This window comes from Massilia yuzhufengensis, from assembly GCF_900112225.1.
Lineage (GTDB): Bacteria > Pseudomonadota > Gammaproteobacteria > Burkholderiales > Burkholderiaceae_D > Telluria > Telluria yuzhufengensis.
On sequence record NZ_FOLD01000001.1, the window covers coordinates 63,294 to 79,173 of the forward strand.

A 15,880-nucleotide genomic window follows, 5' to 3' on the forward strand; every position below is an offset into this window, starting at 1 on the left:
ATATCGAAGGGGGAGACATGCGCATACTCCTGTACCGCGCGGACGGCGTGATCGAGCCATGGGTGCGCGAATTCGCCGCCCTCATGCCCCAGGTGGAAACCGTGGCATGGAAAGAGGGCCAATCGCTGCCGCCCTGCGACTACGCGGTGGTGTGGAGTCCCGAACCGGCCCTGCTGGACCAGCTGGCGCACGTGCGCGCCATTTTCCTGATGGGCGCCGGCGTCGACGCCCTGCTCAAGCTGGGCGCGGCCCTGCCCCCGGTGCCGATCGTACGCCTGGGCGACGCCGGCATGGGCGTGCAGATGGCCGAATACGTGGCGCACGCCGTGCTGCGCTACTTCCGCCGCTTCGAGGAATACGAGCAGCAGGCCCGGCACGGCGCCTGGAACCCGCTGCCGCAAACGCCGAAAGAAGAATTCACGATCGGGATCATGGGCCTGGGCCGGCTCGGCCTGCCCGTGGTCGAGGCGCTGCGCGTGTTCGGCTTCACGGTGCGCGGCTGGAGCCGCACGCCCAAGGATATCCCGGGCGTCGAATGTTTCCATGGCGCGGACGGGCTGGACCCGTTCCTGCGCGCTACCCGGGTGCTGGTGTGCATGCTGCCGCTCACGCCGGACACGTCCAACCTGCTCGACCGCCACAACCTGGGCAAGCTGCTGCCGGGCGCTTACCTCATCAATGTCTCGCGCGGCGCCATCCTGGCCGAACCCGACCTGATGACCCTGATCCGCTCGGGCCACATCGTGGGCGCCACGCTCGACGTGTTCCGCCACGAGCCGCTGCCGGCGCCGCACCCGTTCTGGAACGAGCCGCGCATCGCCATCACCCCGCATATTTCGGCGCTGACCATCCGCCACGACGCCGTGCGCCAGATCGCGGAAAAGATCACCGCGCTGGAGAACGGGCAACCCGTCGGCGATATCGTCGACCGCGATTTAGGATACTGAACCATGAACCAGCAAGCCAGCTTGCCCAAGAAGGTCAAGATTGTCGAAGTGGGGCCGCGCGACGGCCTGCAGAACGAAAAAGAAGCGCTGTCGGCCGCCGTCAAGATCGAGCTGGTCAACCGCCTCGCACGTGCAGGCTTCGCCAACGTCGAGGCGGCGTCCTTCGTCTCGCCCAAGTGGGTGCCGCAGATGGCCACCAGCAGCGAAGTCATGGCCGGCATCGAACGCATCCCTGGCACGATCTATTCGGCGCTCACGCCGAATATGCAGGGTTTTGATGCGGCATTGGCGGCCCATGCAGACGAAGTCGTGATCTTCGGCTCGGCCTCGGAAGCCTTCTCGCAAAAGAACATCAACTGCTCGATCGCCGAATCGATCGCGCGCTTCGAGCCGGTCGCCAGGGCCGCCAAGGCGGCCGGCCTGCGCCTGCGCGGCTCGATCAGCACCGCCTTCGGCTGCCCTTACCAGGGCGAAGTCTCGCTCGACGCGGTAGCCGACGTGGTGCGCCGCATGCGCGACCTGGGGTGCGACGAGATCGACATCGCCGACACCATCGGCGTGGCCACCGCACGCAAGACCCAGGCCGTGATGCTGCGGGCGGCGCAGGAATTCCCGCTGCCGCAGCTGTCAGGCCACTTCCACGACACCTACGGCCAGGCGCTGGCGAACATCTACGCGGCGATGGAAGTGGGCGTGGCGATCTTCCACTCGTCGGTGTCGGGCCTGGGCGGCTGCCCGTATGCGAAAGGCGCCACCGGCAACGTCGCTACCGAGGATGTGCTCTACCTGATGAACGGGCTCGGCATCGAGACTGGCGTCGACCTCGACCAGGTGGTGGATGCCGGGCAGTTCATTTCGCAGCAGCTGGGCCGCAAGGGTGCAAGCCGGGCGGGGAACGCCATCGCGGCCAAGCGCGCCGGCTGAGCTCCGTAGAGCTTCACGGAAGTCCCGCAACTTGTAAACGTCGTACCGGCGAAGGCCGGTACCCAATATCGTCGCGCCGCCACAAACCTCACACGTGTCGCAGTGCACGCACACTTGGGTACCGGCCTTCGCCGGTACGACGCCTTAAGTATCCCGCCAGAACGAAAAAAGCCGACAGTTTTCACTGTCGGCTTTTCTCTTAATGCTGGTCGGAGTACAAGGATTCGAACCTTGGACCCCCTGGTCCCAAACCAGGTGCGCTACCGGGCTGCGCTACACTCCGAAGACCAAGATCATAGCGGTTCAGCCGGCCTCGGTCAAGGTTTAAGGGCAAAATAAGTGATGCGCCGTATTCTTTCCGCATTGTTTCAATAACAAGGAAGCGGATCCTCACGTGAATGCAGCAGCCCACTACCGTATTGATGCGGGCCCGGTACGGGGCAACGGCCGCTTTCTGCTTGGCGTCGGGATCTCGATCGTCCTGCATGTGCTGCTGTTGCTCGCCTACCGCAACACGGCGCCTCCCGCGCCCGCCTTCGAGGCGGAGGAGCCCGTTTCCATTGCTGTGAGGATTTTGCCACCTGAACCGCTGCGCATCGAGCCCGCGCCGCCGGCGCCGCCCAGGGAAGCAGCGCCACGCCTCGCGCGCCGGTCAGCGCCAAAGCGCATCATCGCCGTGCCCGCCTCCCCCGGGCCGGATGCCGCGCCCGATTCGGCGACGGTGCAACAGCCGGACCAGGCGGTGGCGCCAGCCGATAACGCGCCGCAGTTCGACATGAACGCGGCCCGGCAGACGGCGCGGCAACTGGCTGGCCAGACCAAACTCGGCCGCGAAGGAACGGCGCTGGCGCAATTCCCGGACCCGCCCCTGCAGACCGAATCGAAAGAGGCGCGGGCGATCAGCCAGGCCAAGCGGCGCCTTTGCAAGGATGGCTTGCCGGGCGGCTTGCTGGCGCCGCTGTTCCTGTTGATGGACAAGAAGGACAGCGGCTGCAAGTGGTGACCTCGCCTAGCCTTCGCTTCCCTTGATCTCCAGCGCCCTGTCATACAAGGCATTCTTCTTGCGCCCCGTAATCTGCGCCGTCAGGTTCGCCGCCTGCTTCACCGAACATTCCGCCAGCAAGATCTGAAGGATGCGCTCGGCCTCGGCCGCTTCCGCGTCCAGCTCGGCCGCCGCGCCCTCCACCAGCACGACAAACTCGCCGCGCTCGCGGTGCTGGTCAGCCTTGACCCAGGCCAGCGCCTCGTTCAATGCGCAGCGGTGGATTTCCTCGAACATCTTGCTCAGCTCGCGTGCGAACACCACCTGGCGGGCCGGCTCGAAGGTGGCCACCAGGCCTTCGACGCATTCGACGATCCGGTGCGGCGCCTCATAGATGACGAGCGTCGACGTTTCGCGCGCCAGCAGCGCCAGCGCCGATTCGCGCTGCTTCGGCTTGGCCGGCAGGAAGCCGACGAAATGGAAGCGGTCGTTCACCAGCCCGCTCGCCGATAGCGCCGTGATGGCCGCCGACGGTCCCGGCAGCGGCACCACGTTCAGCCCCGCGGCACGCACCGCATCGACGATGCGCGCGCCGGGGTCGGACACGCCCGGCGTGCCGGCATCGGACACCAGCGCCACCCGCTGCCCGCCCTGCAGCCGCTCGACGATCTTGTCCGCCACCTCGCGCTCGTTGTGCTGGTGCGCGGCAATGGTTTGCTTGGACAAACCAAAGCGCTGCAGCAGCGCACCGGTCTTGCGGGTGTCCTCGCAGGCCACGACGTCCGCCAGCGCCAGCAGGTGCAATGCGCGCAGCGTGATGTCGGTGACGTTGCCAATCGGTGTAGCCACGACATACAGCGTTGCGGTAGGATAGGACTGCTGGGCCGCCTCGCCCATGACGGGAAGCCGGGCGATGTCGATGGTCTGCTGTTCTGTCATAAGGGAATCCGATGCTGAAGAAAAAGAATATCAGGGCGCTGCTGGCGACGGCCGCGTTTGGCTTGTTGTCCGCCTGTGGCAGCACGCCCTTGCCGCCAGACATGGGCTGCGGCGTACCGGGCGGATTGTGCGCGCCTGCCGCCCCGATAGCAAGCCCGCCGCCGAGCGAACCGGGCTACATCCCGCCCCCGCCCGCCGGCACCACCCGCACCAGCCCGGTCGAACTGCCGCCGTCCGCCGATGGCCGTCCGCTCGCCGCCGCCGTCAATGCGACGGGCACCCGCATCGCCCTGCTGCTGCCGCTGCAGTCCGACGCGCTGGGCCAGGCGGCCGAGGCGGTGCGCGCCGGCTTCATGGCCGGCCATGAACGCGACCGCGCCGGCGTCATCGTCAACCTGATCCCCACCGGCGACTCGGCCGAGGCCACGCTCGACGCCTACGCGCGCGCCGCCCAGCAGAACGACATCGTGGTCGGCCCCCTGGCCCGCCCCGCCGTGGCCGCGTTGGCCACCAGCGGCGCCGTCACCAAACCGACGATCGCCCTGAACCACCCGCAAACCAGCGGCCCGCTGCCGCGCCAACTGCTGGTGGTCGGCCTGGCGCTGGAAGACGAAGCGCGCCAGGTGGCCGACTGGGCCGCTGCCGAACAGCCGGCAGGCCGCGCCCTCGTCCTTACCGGCAAGGCCACCTGGCAGCAGCGCCTGTCCGGCGCCTTCAGCGCGCGCTGGTCGCAGCTTGGCCTGAACCATTCCACGGTCGAGCTGCCCAGCAGCGAAGGCTATGTCGACGGCAATGCCTTGGCCGAGCTGCGCTCGCGCATGCAGGTGGATCCGCCCCAGCTGGTATTCGCCGCCCTCGACGCGAGGCAGCTGCGCCAGGTGCGCAGCGCGCTGGGCACCTCGCTGCCGACCTACGGCACCGCCTCGATCAACCCGGGCCGCGATCCGAACGCCAGCGCGCCGGAGCTGGCGGGCGTGCGCATCCTCGACCTGCCCTGGACGGTGCAGCCCGAACACCCGCTGGTAGCGAGCTACCCGCGCTGGGGCGGCGCCACCGACGGATTCGACATGCAGCGCCTGTACGCCTTGGGCATCGACGCCTTCCGCATCGCGCGCGAGCTGGCCCTGCGCCCGGACGGCGCCTTCGAGCTCGATGGCGTGACCGGCCGCCTGTCGATCGACATGGGCGCCGGCGCGACGGCCAGCGGATCGCCATCCTTCCGCCGCATCGAGACCGGCACGGTCTACCGCGACGGCGGCGTGTTCGAGGCCACGGCTTTCGGGCGCTGACATGTGGCACCTGCGCCTGTCCCCACGGCAGGCCCAGGGCCGCGACTGGGAGCAGACCGCCCTGCTGCACCTGAAACGCCACGGCCTGGTGCTCATCGAAGAGAATTTCCGCTGCAAGGGCGGTGAAATCGACCTGGTGATGCGCGATGGCGACACCCTGGTCTTCGTCGAGGTGCGCCAGCGCGCCGACCGCGCGCATGGCGGCGCGCTGGCCAGCATCACCCCCGCCAAGATCCGCCGCCTGGTGCGGGCGGCCGAATTCTACCTGTTGCGCTTTCCCGTCACCCCACCCTGCCGCTTCGACGTGGTGGCCATCGATGGCGGCCAGCTCGAGTGGCTGCAAAACGTTATTGACTGACGTCATTGAAATGTAAGCAATTTTTACCGGGCTTGCCCGCCCCGGGTTGCTACTACACTATAATCTCCGGCTATGAATACTCAACGCATCCTCGCTCACTTCCAGGAGAGCGCCGATCTCAAGATGAAGTCGGCGGCTACCCTCGCGCAACCTATTTCGCAGGCCGTCGAACTGATGTTCGGCGCCCTGTCCAACGGCAACAAGATTCTGGCCTGCGGTAATGGCGGTTCCGCCGCCGACTGCCAGCACTTCGCTGCCGAGCTGGTCGGACGCTTCGAACGCGAGCGCTTCCCGCTCCCGGCGATCGCCCTCACCTGCGACACCTCGATCCTGACCGCGGTCGGCAACGACTACAGCTTCCGCGAGATCTTCTCGAAGCAGGTGCAGGCCTTCGGCCAGGCCGGCGACATCCTGCTGGCGATTTCCACCTCGGGCAATTCGGCCAATGTGCTGGCCGCGGTCGAGGCGGCGCTGGAGCGCGAGATGCGTATCGTGGCCTTCACCGGCAAGGACGGCGGCGCGCTCGGCAAGATGCTGACCGACGCCGATGTCCATATCAACGTGCAGCACGCACGTACCGCTCGCATCCAGGAAGTCCACCTGTGCGCGATTCACTGCATATGCGACGGCATCGACGTCGCATTGTTCGGAGGAGATGAAAATGAATAACAAGCGCCCGCTGTCCGGCCTGCTGTCGAAAATCGTGCTGGGCACCGCGCTCGCAGCGTCGCTGTCGGGCTGCGTCGCCCTGGCCGTAGGCGGCGCCGCGACGGCCGCCCTGTCGGCCAACGACCGCCGCACCATCGGCATGCAGACCGAAGACAAGTCGATCAACGTCAAGGCCGAGATCAAGCTGCAGCAGCTCACCGGCAGCGCCGGCCACGTCAACGTCACCAGCTATAACCGCAAGGTGCTGCTGACCGGCGAAGTGCGCGACGAAGCGATGAAGCAGGCGGCCGAGCGCGAAGTGCGCGCGATCGACAACGTGGTCGCCGTGATCAACGAACTGGACATCGCCGGCCCGTCGAGCTACACCTCGCGCTCGAACGACGCCCTGATCACCACCAAGGTCAAGGCCAGCCTGGTCGACAAGAAGACCATCTCGGCCACCTCGGTCAAGGTCACCACCGAGCGCGGCGTGGTCTACCTGCAAGGCCTCGTGACCCCGCGTGAAGGCAATATCGCAGCCGACGTCGCCAAGGGCGTCGCGGGCGTGAACCGCGTCGTCAAGATCTTCGAGTACATCGCCGAAGAAGATCCGCGCTCCAACCAGCCGGCTCCGGCCCAGGGTTAAACCGCCAGACGGCAGGACTTCGGTCCTGCCTTTTTTTATCTCCTCCCATGACCGCTTCCACCTCCTCCCGCTCCTGGTTCAAGCCCGCCATCGCCGCCGTGGTGCTGGCGCTTGCCGGCATCGGCGTCGCCTCGTTCACCAGCAGCCCGGCCGCCCCCGACGTCACCTTCATCAGCATCACCGGCGACAAGATCTCCACCCAGTCCCTGCGCGGCAAGGTCGTGATGGTGAATTTCTGGGCGACCTCCTGCGTCACCTGCGTCAAGGAGATGCCGCAGATGGTCGAGACGTTTGAGAAGTACAAGGGACAGGGGCTGGAATTCGTGGCGGTGGCGATGCAGTACGACCCGCCGAACTACGTGCTGAACTTCACCGAGACGCGCAAGCTGCCGTTCACGGTGGCGATCGATTCGGCCGGCGACATCGCCCGCCAGTTCGGCGACGTCACCCTGACGCCGACCACCTTCCTGATCGACAAGAACGGCAAGATCATCAAGCGCTATGTGGGCGAGCCGGAATTCCCGGCCCTGCACAAGCTGATCGAGAAAGAGCTGGCGGGTTAAGCCTTCGGGTACAGGATCATCTGGGTGCAGCGGAACAGGGCGATGGTCTTGCCGCTGTCCTTGTCCGTGACGGTCGCATCCCACACCTGCGTGGTGCGCCCCAGGTGGGCGGCCGTGGCCACCACCGCGATCGTTCCCTGGCGCGCGGTGCCGAGGTGGTTCGATTTCAGTTCAATCGTGGTGAAGCTGTGCGCGCCCTCCGGCAGGTTGGCGATGCAGGCGTAGCCGGCTGCCGTATCGGCCAGCGTGACCACCGTGCCTGCGTGCAGGTAGCCATTGGGGGCCAGCAGGAAGGGCTCGACCTTCAGTTCGGCGGCAACGCGGCCGGGGGCGACTTCGGTGATGCGGATGCCGAGGTGGCCGGGGAGGAAGGACTGGCCGAATGCGTTGAAGGATTCTGGGGTGTGGGGCGTGGTCATGGTGTGCTTATGGTGCGAAAAGCGGCATCGTACACTGGGTCGGAGGTTTGCGCTGCGGGTGGGCGACGAACTTGGGTTCCCGCCTTCGCGGGAACGACGTGCTGAGGGCGCGTGTCGCAAAATATCCTCTGCACGTTAGCTTAAAAACCGTCATTCCCGCGAAGGCGGGAATCCAAGTTCGCACCGCACCCTCTAGCGCCTGCGCTTCCCACCCCCACCCTGCTTGTACCCCCCACCCTTCTGCCGCGCCGCCACATTCTGCTGCTGCAAAATCGCATCCACCCGCTCCGACGCCTCGCGCGCCAGTTGCTGGGCCTCGGCGATGCTGGGGAAATGCTCCGGTTCGCGATAGCCCAGCCACGCATACGCCGAATACAGCCGGCAGGTGTCTTCCACCTCCTGCAGGTTCATGTACAACAGGTTCTGCGCATGCGGAGCCAGCTTGGTGATTTTTTTCTTGGCCAGCGACAGCGCCCAGTTCTCCCACGCGCTTTGCAGCATCGGCACGCGGCTTGAAATCGGCACCAGCGACAGCATGAATTTCTCGGCCACGCTCAAGGGCAGCGTATCGAGCCACTCCGCGCGATCGTTCTGCTCCTCGGTGATGCGCGGGTAGAAAAAGCCGTCCGGGACGTCGATGTTGTGCACGAAGCGGCGCAGCAGCTTGACCAGCGAGGTCTCGCCCGTTACCGACGAAATGCGGTGCAACTGCTCCAGCGAGGGCGCGACTGCGAAGCCGGTGGCGGGAACCGGCGGGATCTTTTCCTTCATCAGCGAGCGCATCACCTCGTGGGTGTCGTCGTCGTAGCCCGCAACAAAACCCTCTTCGTGCACGCCATAGCGGCCGGCGCGGCCGGCGATCTGCTTGGCCAGCGCGGCCGAGATCTCTTCTTCCTCGACCCCGTTGTACTTCACCGCGGTAGTCATCACGATACGGGCGATCGGCATGTTCAGGCCCATCGCCAGCGCGTCGGTGCCCACCACGATGTCGGCCTGGCCTTCGCGGAAGCGTTCGGCCTGGGCGCGCCGCACTTCGGGCGACAGGTTGCCATACACGGTGGCCACCGACAGGCCCTTCTCGGTGATCATGTCGCGCCAGTTCAAGACCTCGCGCCGCGAGAAGGCGATGACGGCGTCGCCGCGGCGCAGGTTGCCGAGTTTGCGCACCGGGCCCGGCTCCATCGCCAGCGGCGCCATGCGCTTCAACAGGTGCACTTCGAGCGGCACCTCGAGCCGCTCGGCCAGCGCCTCGATGGCGCGCCGCGCTTCCGGGGCGCCGACCAGGAACACGGTGGAGGCGGGTGCGCCGCAGACGGCGGCGGTCCAGGCGGCGCCGCGGTCGCGGTCGGCCAGCATCTGGATCTCGTCGATCACCGCCACTTCGACCGGGGTTTTCGAATCGAGCATCTCGACCGTGCTGGCGACGTGGGTCGAGCCTTCGGCGATGCGGCGCTCTTCGCCGGTGACGAGGCTGACCGCGATTGGTTTACCGTGCGGGCGCGCGGCTTGCAGGCGTTCGTAGTTCTCCAGCGCCAGCAGGCGCAGTGGCGCGAGGTAGACGCCGCTCTCGGCCTTGGCCAGCGCTTCCATCGCGCGGTGGGTCTTGCCCGAGTTGGTGGGGCCCAGCAGGGCGATGAACTTGCGCTGCATGCGGCTGGCCACGTCGAAGGAATCCGGGTACTCGGCCAGGTTGATGCTTTCCTTGGTGCGCGCGGCGTGGCGTTCTTCCTGCTCGCGCTCGGCCGCGTGGGCCAGGCGCTGCGCAATGCGCTGGAACACGTATTCGGCCGGCTCCGAGGTTTCCAGTTCGGCCAGCACGTCCAGGAACAGCATCGGGTTCCAGCCGAAATCGTCGGCCTCCTCGGCGATGTTGCGGACAAAATCCTCGGCCTCGGTCTGGAGCTGCTCCAGCGCGTCGGGCGTGGTGCGCTCTTCGAGCAGCTCGCGCCGCGCCCGCAAGTCGAGCTTGCGCCACTTGCTCGGCTTGGCCAGCACGCCGCGCGAGGGCACCAGCCGGTAGGGCACGCGCAGGCCTTCGTAGCGCACTTCGCCGGAGAAGCGCAGGAAGACGCGGCCTTCCATCTTGACCAGCTCGATGCCGCGTTCGGCGAAATCGAGTTCGCGTTCGAGGAAGGCGTCGTCGTGCTGGGTGTCGTCGGAAGGGGGTGGGGTGTGGGTCATGTTTGCTTGCTGTGATGTCTGGTTGCCATCAACTATATCGCAGCAAGCGGGGACGCACGGCGCGGGTGCGCAGCCTTGGGCTACATGGGTTCTGCGGCCGCCAGCGCGAAGCCTTCGTCGAGCCAGCCAGTGAGGCCTCCGATCATCAGCTTGACCGGACGTCCCAGCCGGGCCAGCCGCTCGGCGCCGCGGTGGGCGCCGTTGCAGTGCGGGCCGGCGCAGTAGACGACGAACAGCGTACCTGCGGGATAGTCGCGCAGCTTGGCCTCGACCAGCTTCCCGTACGGCATATGGAGCGCGCCGGGCACATGGCCCGCTGCGAACTGCGCGGCACTGCGCACGTCGAACAGGACGAAGTCCTGGTTGCCTTCGGCCAGCGCGCCGTGCACGTCGGCGCAATCGGTCTCGTATTCGAAGGCGCCGCCGAAGTGGGCGAGCGCACGTTCACTGGGTGCGGCGGGTACGGCGGTCACTGCAGAAGCCATGTCGACTCTCCTTGTTGAAGAGCCTCCAGTGTGGCCGGACGGGCCGGGCCGCGCCACCCGGGGCGACGACAGAAACTGGTAACATCGCGCCATGCCGCACCATGTCGCCATCCTCGCCTACGACGGCCTGTGCACCTTCGAATTCGGCTGCGCCGTCGAACTGTTCGCCCTCGAGCGGCCGGAACTCGGCGTGCCGTGGTACAGCCATGCCGTCTGCGCCGCCGAACCCGGCCCACTGCGCGCCACCGGGGGCCTGGCGATCCACGTGCCGCACGGCCTGGACGTGCTGGACGCGGCCGACACCATCGTCATCCCCGGCTGGCGCGACGTGGCCGAGCCGCCCCCGCCCGCCCTTGCCGACGCCCTGCTGCGCGCCCACGCGCGCGGCGCGCGCATCGCCACCATCTGTTCCGGCACCTTCGTGCTGGCCCACGCCGGCCTGCTGGACGGCCGCAAGGCCACCACCCACTGGCGCTACCTCGACCGGCTGGCGCAGGACTTCCCGCTGGTAGACGTGCAGCAGGGCGTGCTGTATGCGCAGGACGAACGCATCGTTACCTCGGCCGGCTCGGCGGCGGGCCTGGACATGCTGCTGCACCTGGTGCGCAGCGACTATGGTGTGGATGTGGCCGGCCGCGTGGCCCAGCGCCTGGTGATTCCCGCCCACCGCGACGGCGACCAGGCGCAGCTGGTGGCGCGGCCCCTGCCGTCGCTGGGAGAAAACAGCATCGCGCACCTGATGGACTGGGTGCGCGAGAACCTGCGTGCCGAGCATACGGTGGCCTCGATGGCGATCCAGGCCAGGATGGGCACGCGCAGCTTCCAGCGCCATTTCAAGGACCGTACCGGCCAGACGCCGCTGGCCTGGCTGGTGCGCGAACGGGTCACGCTGGCGGCGCAGATCCTGGAAACGCGCCCCAGCCTGGCAATCGACGCGATCGCCGACCTGGCGGGACTGGGCTCGGTGGAATCGCTGCGGCGCCACTTCCGCACGCACGGGATGCCGTCGCCCGCGCGCTACCGCCGCCTAAGCAGCACGCGCTAGGCCGGCAAAAACAAACCGGCCGGCGCCGCGTGCTGCGGGGCCGGCCGGCGTGGAAGACGAAGGACGCGTTACGCGGCAACGCCCGCGTTGTGCGCCTGCTCGTCGGCGTGGTACGACGATCGCACCATCGCGCCGACTGCCGCGTGCACGAAGCCCATCTCGTAGGCGGCTTCCTCGAACTTCTTGAACTGGTCCGGGTGCACGTAGCGGCGCACCGGCAGGTGGGAGTTCGACGGCGCCAGGTACTGGCCGATGGTCAGCATGTCGATGTCGTGCTCGCGCATGTCGCGCATGACCTGCAGGATCTCTTCGTCGGTCTCGCCCAGGCCCACCATGATGCCCGACTTGGTGACCGCGCTCGGATACATCTTCTTGAAGTCGCGCAGCAGCACCAGCGAGTGGGTGTAGTCGGCGCCCGGGCGCGCTTCCTTGTACAGGCGCGGCACGGTTTCCAGGTTGTGGTTCATGACGTCCGGCAGGCCGTCGGCGAAGATGTCCAGGGCCTTTTGCAGGCGGCCGCGGAAATCGGGCACCAGCACTTCGATCTTGGTGCTTGGCGACAGCGCGCGGGTCTTCTGGATGCACTCGACGAAATGGCCGGCGCCGCCGTCGCGCAGGTCGTCGCGGTCCACCGAGGTGATCACGACATACGACAGGCGCAGGTCGGCGATGGTCTTGGCCAGGTTGCCCGGCTCGTTGACGTCCAGCGGATCGGGACGGCCGTGGCCGACGTCGCAGAACGGGCAGCGGCGGGTGCACTTGTCGCCCATGATCATGAAGGTTGCGGTGCCCTTGCCGAAGCATTCGCCGATGTTCGGGCAGCTGGCTTCCTCGCACACCGTCACCAGGTTGTTGGCGCGCAGGATGTCCTTGATCTCGTAGAAGCGCGACGATGCGGTCGCGGCCTTCACGCGGATCCAGTCCGGCTTTTTCAGGCGCTCGCCATCGGCGATCGGGATGATCTTGATCGGGATGCGCGAGGTCTTGCTGGCGCCTTTTTGCTTGTCGCTGGCGTTGTAGGCGGGGACTGCGGTGCCGGTATCGGTATCGGTGGTCATTTGGGTCGTGCCCTGGCGGGCTTCCATTCAGAGGTTGTTCGTTGCCGGCTCGGCCGCTTCGGCCGATACCAGTTGGCGCGCCAACTCGCGCGCCAGCGCCTGCTGGACATCCTCCAGCGGGGCTTCCACTCCCATCGTACGCATGTCGACCGTGGCCAGGCCGGCGTATCCACACGGGTTGATCCAGGTGAACGGGGCCAGGTCCATCGCCACGTTCAGCGACACGCCATGGTAGGTGCAGCCGTTGCCGCGCACCTTGAGGCCGAGGGCGGCGATCTTCGCGCCCTTGCGCGGACCATCCGCCATGTAGATGCCAGGCGCCCCGGCCACGCGTTCGCCCGCGAGATTATACGCCGCCAGCACGTCGATGACCGCCTGTTCGATTTTCGCCACAAACTGGCGCGCATACAGCTTGCCGCCCGGTTTGTTGCGGCGCAGGTCCATCAAGAGGTAGATCACGACCTGGCCGGGGCCGTGGTAGGTCACCTCGCCGCCGCGGTCGGTCTGGACCACCGGCACGCCATGGGGAGCCAGCACGTGGCCTTTGTCGGCGCCCAGGCCCAGCGTGAACACAGGGGGATGCTCGACGATCCACAGTTCGTCCGGGGTGTCGGGCGTGCGCGCGTCGGTAAAGGCGCGCATGGCGGCGAAGGTCGGTTCGTAGTCGGCGCGGCCTAGCTCACGGATGAGCGGCTGGGCGGGACGGGTCGAGGGCATGGGTATCAGGCGGGAATATGAACAGCCCTGTCATTATAAGCCAGCGCGAAGTCCCGCGCTCACAGGGCCCAGCCCACCGTTGCTTTACAGCACCATCTTGACCATTGGGTGGGACGACAGGGCGCGGTAGACGTCATCGAGCATCTCGCGGCTGGTCACGCGCACGGTGACGGTCAGGCCGGTGTAATTGCCCTTGGCCGAAGGACGGGTTTCGATCGTGGCGGCATCGAACGCCAGATCGAACTGGCGCACGACCTCGATGATGGTCGGGGCGAAATCGATGTGCGTCGGCCCCATCACCTTGATCGGGAAGTCGCTCGGGTATTCGATGAGGGAGTCTTTCGGGTCCATGGCATTCGTCCTGTGTAAAGCGGCATTGTAGCCGTTCTACATGGTGCTGCGCTGGCGAAAAAAAAGAGGCCGGCACTATGGCCGGCCTGAACTATTTCTGTGAACTGGAGAAATAGCGGGACATGGGGGCCGCTCGGAGCAGCGCTGCTGCCTGCGAGCGAGTGATGCCACTTTAGCCGGATGAAGTCCACCCTGCGAGCGGAATGTGACGAACGGCGGATTGCGGCGACAGGCGTCGGGAAGTGCGGAATGAACGGCGTCACGGCGTCGCGCGCCCATGAAAAAGGGCCGGATGGTTGGTCCGGCCCTGGCTGTCACTTTTCGCGCTGCGCCCTGCCACCGCCGTCTTCATTCTCGAAGCGGCGCTCGGCCCGGGCCCGTCCCGGCGAGGGCGCCGCCTGGGCGGGCTGGGGCGGCGGAGCCGCCATCACGCGTGGCGGCGGCGTGAACGACTCGCGCGGCGGCTGGGCGACCGGTGCAGCCTGGGGCTGCTGCTGCACCTGCTGCTGCTGCGGCATCGCCACCATCGGCTGGCCGCGCTCGCGACGGCCGTCGAAACGTTCACCGCGCTCGCCACGCTCGCCGCGATCGCCACGTGCGCGGCGCTCATCGTCGCCGCCCGGGTTCCAGTTGCGCTGCGGACGCTCGGGCTGCTGCGCCACCGGCGCCGGTGGCGGCGTGCTGACGGCGCCCGGCTGGAACTGCACCTGGCCCGGGGTGGCGACTGGCGCTGGCGCCGGCGCACGCGGCGCCGGGTTGGTCGCCAGCACCGGCGGACGCTGGCCGCGGTCAGTGCGCCCGAAGCGGTCGCCGTCGCGGCTGCGGTCGTCGCGGTCGACCCGGTTCGGGATGCCGTCGCCGTCGCGGTCGGCGTCGATGCGGTTCGGGATGCCGTCACGGTCGCTGTCGCGGCGCACGCTGCGCTCGCGCCAGCCCTGCGGCGGCGGCGGCGCGGCGCCATTCGCGTTCGGCACGGCCTGCGGCACGCTGGTCGCGCGCGGCACGTTGGAGACCACGACCGGTCCGCGCTGGCCGAAGTTGGCATGCGGGACCACGGTCAGGCCGCGCTGGCGGTAATCCGGACGGCCGTCGCGGTCGCGGTCGCGGTCGCGGTCGCGATTGTCGTCGCGGCGGCCGTCGCCGCGGCGGTCGCGCCAGGTGTTCAGGCGGCGCAGGCGTTCGTCCGACAGGCGGTAGCCCGGCACGAAGTGGTCGCGCGGGCCGAGCGGATACCAGCCGGTGGCCGGGCGCGAGCCGTGCAGGTTGAAATTGACGTTCCAGCCGCTGCCGCCGACCCAGCCCACCAGCGCCGGCGCCCACACCGGGCGGCGTCCCACCTGGCCCGGCGCCCAGGCCCAGCGGTTCCGGACCTGCACCCAGCGGCCATAGTGGAAGGGCGCATAGCCCCAGGACGCGTTGTCGACCCAGGTCCAGCCCCAAGGCGCCACCCAGGTCCAGCGCCCGTCGCGGTAGGGCACCCAGCCTGCGCTCACGCTGGGGGTCCACAGCGGGCCGTATTCGAGGTCGTCCTGCCAGGTGCCGTGGCGGTCCAGTTCTTCGTAGCCGGTCATTTCGGTGGTGACGTAGCGCGCCGAGCGCGAGCCGTCGATGTCGCGGTCGCGGCCCAGGGCCCAGTCGTCGAAACCGTCGCGGCTGGCCTGCAGGGTGCGCACGTCGTCGTCGCGCAGTTCGGCGCTGCGGCCGGCGCGGATCGTCAGGCTGGCGCCGCCACCGTCGACCTGCGCTTCGCCGTCGAACACGCTCACCACGCTGGTGTCGCGCACGCGCTCGGCGTCCACCCGCAGGCGGCCGGGCTTGAGCATGCGCACGCGGCCCTGCGGCGTGACCAGTTCGAATTCCGGCAGCACTTCTTCGCTCAGGATGCGGATACTGGCGCTGCCGTAGTGCAGGCGCAGGCGGATGCTGTCGTCATCGAGCTCGGTGACTTCCAGCGAGCTGTCGCCGTCGACGTGGATCGCGGTGGATCCGATGCGCAGCTCGGTGCGCGCGCGCGGCTCGGTGGTAATCAGATTGCGGGTGGTGACCGGCCAGTTGACCAGTGCTTCCGTGGCGGTATCGCCCACGTCGGTGCCGATGCTCACCTTGCCCTGGATGAGCGAGATCCGGCCAACCCGGCCGGGCGGCTCGGTGTCCAGCGTGTCCTGCGCCAGCGCGGCAGTGGATAGAGCCGCGAGCGCGAGCATCACGGCGGTCTTGGCGATACGGTTGTTCATGTTGGGCTCCGGCAGGAACGTGGACGGGGGACTGCTAGCAGATTAAACGCACGAGCGGTTTTTCCGACTACGCAACTTACAGAAAGTTGCAACT

At 67.6% G+C, this 15,880-nt stretch carries 17 protein-coding genes and 1 tRNA gene; 9 read left to right on the plus strand and 9 right to left on the minus strand.

All coding sequences use genetic code 11. The annotated features are described in order from the left end of the window. The first annotated feature begins 17 nt into the window (after positions 1 to 17). Together BM031_RS00265 and BM031_RS00270 are read left to right on the plus strand one after the other, a co-directional pair. The gene (locus BM031_RS00265) at positions 18 to 947 is read left to right on the plus strand and encodes a 2-hydroxyacid dehydrogenase (protein WP_091869484.1); all 930 of its coding nucleotides are present in this window, start codon (positions 18 to 20) and stop codon (positions 945 to 947) included. Positions 948 to 950: 3 nt separating this feature from the next. Beyond that, entirely contained in the window at positions 951 to 1,871 is a 921-nt protein-coding gene (locus BM031_RS00270; RefSeq protein ID WP_091869487.1) for a hydroxymethylglutaryl-CoA lyase, read from the plus strand. Between the two features lie 206 nt (positions 1,872 to 2,077). Here the strand turns inward: BM031_RS00270 and BM031_RS00275 are convergent. Then, a tRNA-Pro gene (locus BM031_RS00275) sits at positions 2,078 to 2,154 on the minus strand. A gap of 111 nt (positions 2,155 to 2,265) precedes the next feature. Between BM031_RS00275 and BM031_RS00280 the strand changes: the two genes are divergently transcribed. Beyond that, a complete protein-coding gene (locus BM031_RS00280; protein WP_091869489.1) occupies positions 2,266 to 2,874 on the plus strand; it encodes a hypothetical protein in 609 nt (202 codons plus the stop codon). 6 nt (positions 2,875 to 2,880) lie between these two features. On the opposite strand, the gene rsmI is transcribed toward BM031_RS00280, so the two are convergent. Continuing rightward, positions 2,881 to 3,792 carry a 16S rRNA (cytidine(1402)-2'-O)-methyltransferase gene (gene rsmI, locus BM031_RS00285; protein WP_091869491.1) on the minus strand — a complete coding sequence of 304 codons (912 nt, stop codon included), beginning with the start codon at positions 3,790 to 3,792 and terminating at the stop codon, positions 2,881 to 2,883. 11 nt (positions 3,793 to 3,803) lie between these two features. Here rsmI and BM031_RS00290 point away from each other — a divergent pair, with 11 nt between their 5' ends. The 5 genes from BM031_RS00290 to BM031_RS00310 all read left to right on the plus strand — a co-directional run bounded on the left by BM031_RS00290 (position 3,804) and on the right by BM031_RS00310 (position 7,296). After that, complete coding sequence (locus BM031_RS00290) at positions 3,804 to 5,081, plus strand: penicillin-binding protein activator (protein WP_091869494.1); 1,278 nt, start codon at positions 3,804 to 3,806, stop codon at positions 5,079 to 5,081. Position 5,082: 1 nt separating this feature from the next. Beyond that, positions 5,083 to 5,439 carry a YraN family protein gene (locus BM031_RS00295; protein WP_091869497.1) on the plus strand — a complete coding sequence of 119 codons (357 nt, stop codon included), beginning with the start codon at positions 5,083 to 5,085 and terminating at the stop codon, positions 5,437 to 5,439. A gap of 72 nt (positions 5,440 to 5,511) precedes the next feature. Next, a complete protein-coding gene (locus BM031_RS00300; protein ID WP_091869500.1) occupies positions 5,512 to 6,108 on the plus strand; it encodes a phosphoheptose isomerase in 597 nt (198 codons plus the stop codon). Next, the gene (locus BM031_RS00305; protein WP_091869502.1) at positions 6,101 to 6,733 is read left to right on the plus strand and encodes a BON domain-containing protein; all 633 of its coding nucleotides are present in this window, start codon (positions 6,101 to 6,103) and stop codon (positions 6,731 to 6,733) included. Before BM031_RS00300 ends, BM031_RS00305 begins: the two co-directional genes overlap by 8 nt. A 47-nt stretch (positions 6,734 to 6,780) precedes the next feature. Next, positions 6,781 to 7,296, plus strand: coding sequence for a TlpA disulfide reductase family protein (locus BM031_RS00310; RefSeq protein WP_091869505.1), 516 nt, complete (start codon positions 6,781 to 6,783; stop codon positions 7,294 to 7,296). On the opposite strand, the gene BM031_RS00315 is transcribed toward BM031_RS00310, so the two are convergent. The 3 genes from BM031_RS00315 to BM031_RS00325 all read right to left on the minus strand — a co-directional run bounded on the left by BM031_RS00315 (position 7,293) and on the right by BM031_RS00325 (position 10,381). Further along, positions 7,293 to 7,715, minus strand: coding sequence for a PaaI family thioesterase (locus BM031_RS00315; protein WP_091869507.1), 423 nt, complete (start codon positions 7,713 to 7,715; stop codon positions 7,293 to 7,295). The two genes, BM031_RS00310 and BM031_RS00315, sit on opposite strands and share 4 nt — an antisense overlap. A gap of 192 nt (positions 7,716 to 7,907) precedes the next feature. Continuing rightward, on the minus strand, positions 7,908 to 9,896 hold the full coding sequence (locus BM031_RS00320) for a helicase-related protein (protein WP_091869509.1): 1,989 nt from the start codon (positions 9,894 to 9,896) through the stop codon (positions 7,908 to 7,910). A gap of 80 nt (positions 9,897 to 9,976) precedes the next feature. Then, a complete protein-coding gene (locus tag BM031_RS00325; protein WP_091869512.1) occupies positions 9,977 to 10,381 on the minus strand; it encodes a rhodanese-like domain-containing protein in 405 nt (134 codons plus the stop codon). Positions 10,382 to 10,472: 91 nt separating this feature from the next. Between BM031_RS00325 and ftrA the strand changes: the two genes are divergently transcribed. Beyond that, complete coding sequence (gene ftrA / locus BM031_RS00330; protein ID WP_091869514.1) at positions 10,473 to 11,426, plus strand: transcriptional regulator FtrA; 954 nt, start codon at positions 10,473 to 10,475, stop codon at positions 11,424 to 11,426. A 68-nt stretch (positions 11,427 to 11,494) separates the two neighbouring features. Here ftrA and lipA read toward each other — a convergent pair whose 3' ends face one another. The 4 genes from lipA to BM031_RS00350 form a co-directional block, all read right to left on the minus strand. Continuing rightward, the gene (lipA, locus tag BM031_RS00335) at positions 11,495 to 12,484 is read right to left on the minus strand and encodes a lipoyl synthase (RefSeq protein WP_091870343.1); all 990 of its coding nucleotides are present in this window, start codon (positions 12,482 to 12,484) and stop codon (positions 11,495 to 11,497) included. 27 nt (positions 12,485 to 12,511) lie between these two features. Continuing rightward, complete coding sequence (gene lipB / locus BM031_RS00340; protein ID WP_091869517.1) at positions 12,512 to 13,201, minus strand: lipoyl(octanoyl) transferase LipB; 690 nt, start codon at positions 13,199 to 13,201, stop codon at positions 12,512 to 12,514. 84 nt (positions 13,202 to 13,285) lie between these two features. Further along, positions 13,286 to 13,552: a DUF493 family protein gene (locus BM031_RS00345; RefSeq protein ID WP_091869520.1), complete on the minus strand. Its 267-nt coding sequence runs from the start codon at positions 13,550 to 13,552 to the stop codon at positions 13,286 to 13,288. A gap of 314 nt (positions 13,553 to 13,866) precedes the next feature. Next, positions 13,867 to 15,786, minus strand: a complete 1,920-nt coding sequence (locus BM031_RS00350) for a thrombospondin type 3 repeat-containing protein (protein WP_091869522.1) — start codon at positions 15,784 to 15,786, stop codon at positions 13,867 to 13,869. Positions 15,787 to 15,880 lie beyond the last annotated feature (94 nt).

Excerpts from the sequence above, each read along its gene's own strand:
- BM031_RS00265 (WP_091869484.1), top strand. The coding sequence starts at position 18 with ATGCGCATACTCCTGTACCGCGCGGACGGCGTGATCGAGCCATGGGTG.
- BM031_RS00270 (WP_091869487.1), top strand. The coding sequence starts at position 951 with ATGAACCAGCAAGCCAGCTTGCCCAAGAAGGTCAAGATTGTCGAAGTG.
- rsmI (WP_091869491.1), bottom strand. The coding sequence starts at position 3,792 with ATGACAGAACAGCAGACCATCGACATCGCCCGGCTTCCCGTCATGGGC.
- BM031_RS00290 (WP_091869494.1), top strand. The coding sequence starts at position 3,804 with ATGCTGAAGAAAAAGAATATCAGGGCGCTGCTGGCGACGGCCGCGTTT.
- BM031_RS00295 (WP_091869497.1), top strand. The coding sequence starts at position 5,083 with ATGTGGCACCTGCGCCTGTCCCCACGGCAGGCCCAGGGCCGCGACTGG.
- BM031_RS00300 (WP_091869500.1), top strand. The coding sequence starts at position 5,512 with ATGAATACTCAACGCATCCTCGCTCACTTCCAGGAGAGCGCCGATCTC.
- BM031_RS00305 (WP_091869502.1), top strand. The coding sequence starts at position 6,101 with ATGAATAACAAGCGCCCGCTGTCCGGCCTGCTGTCGAAAATCGTGCTG.
- BM031_RS00310 (WP_091869505.1), top strand. The coding sequence starts at position 6,781 with ATGACCGCTTCCACCTCCTCCCGCTCCTGGTTCAAGCCCGCCATCGCC.
- BM031_RS00315 (WP_091869507.1), bottom strand. The coding sequence starts at position 7,715 with ATGACCACGCCCCACACCCCAGAATCCTTCAACGCATTCGGCCAGTCC.
- BM031_RS00320 (WP_091869509.1), bottom strand. The coding sequence starts at position 9,896 with ATGACCCACACCCCACCCCCTTCCGACGACACCCAGCACGACGACGCC.
- BM031_RS00325 (WP_091869512.1), bottom strand. The coding sequence starts at position 10,381 with ATGGCTTCTGCAGTGACCGCCGTACCCGCCGCACCCAGTGAACGTGCG.
- ftrA (WP_091869514.1), top strand. The coding sequence starts at position 10,473 with ATGCCGCACCATGTCGCCATCCTCGCCTACGACGGCCTGTGCACCTTC.
- lipA (WP_091870343.1), bottom strand. The coding sequence starts at position 12,484 with ATGACCACCGATACCGATACCGGCACCGCAGTCCCCGCCTACAACGCC.
- lipB (WP_091869517.1), bottom strand. The coding sequence starts at position 13,201 with ATGCCCTCGACCCGTCCCGCCCAGCCGCTCATCCGTGAGCTAGGCCGC.
- BM031_RS00345 (WP_091869520.1), bottom strand. The coding sequence starts at position 13,552 with ATGGACCCGAAAGACTCCCTCATCGAATACCCGAGCGACTTCCCGATC.
- BM031_RS00350 (WP_091869522.1), bottom strand. The coding sequence starts at position 15,786 with ATGAACAACCGTATCGCCAAGACCGCCGTGATGCTCGCGCTCGCGGCT.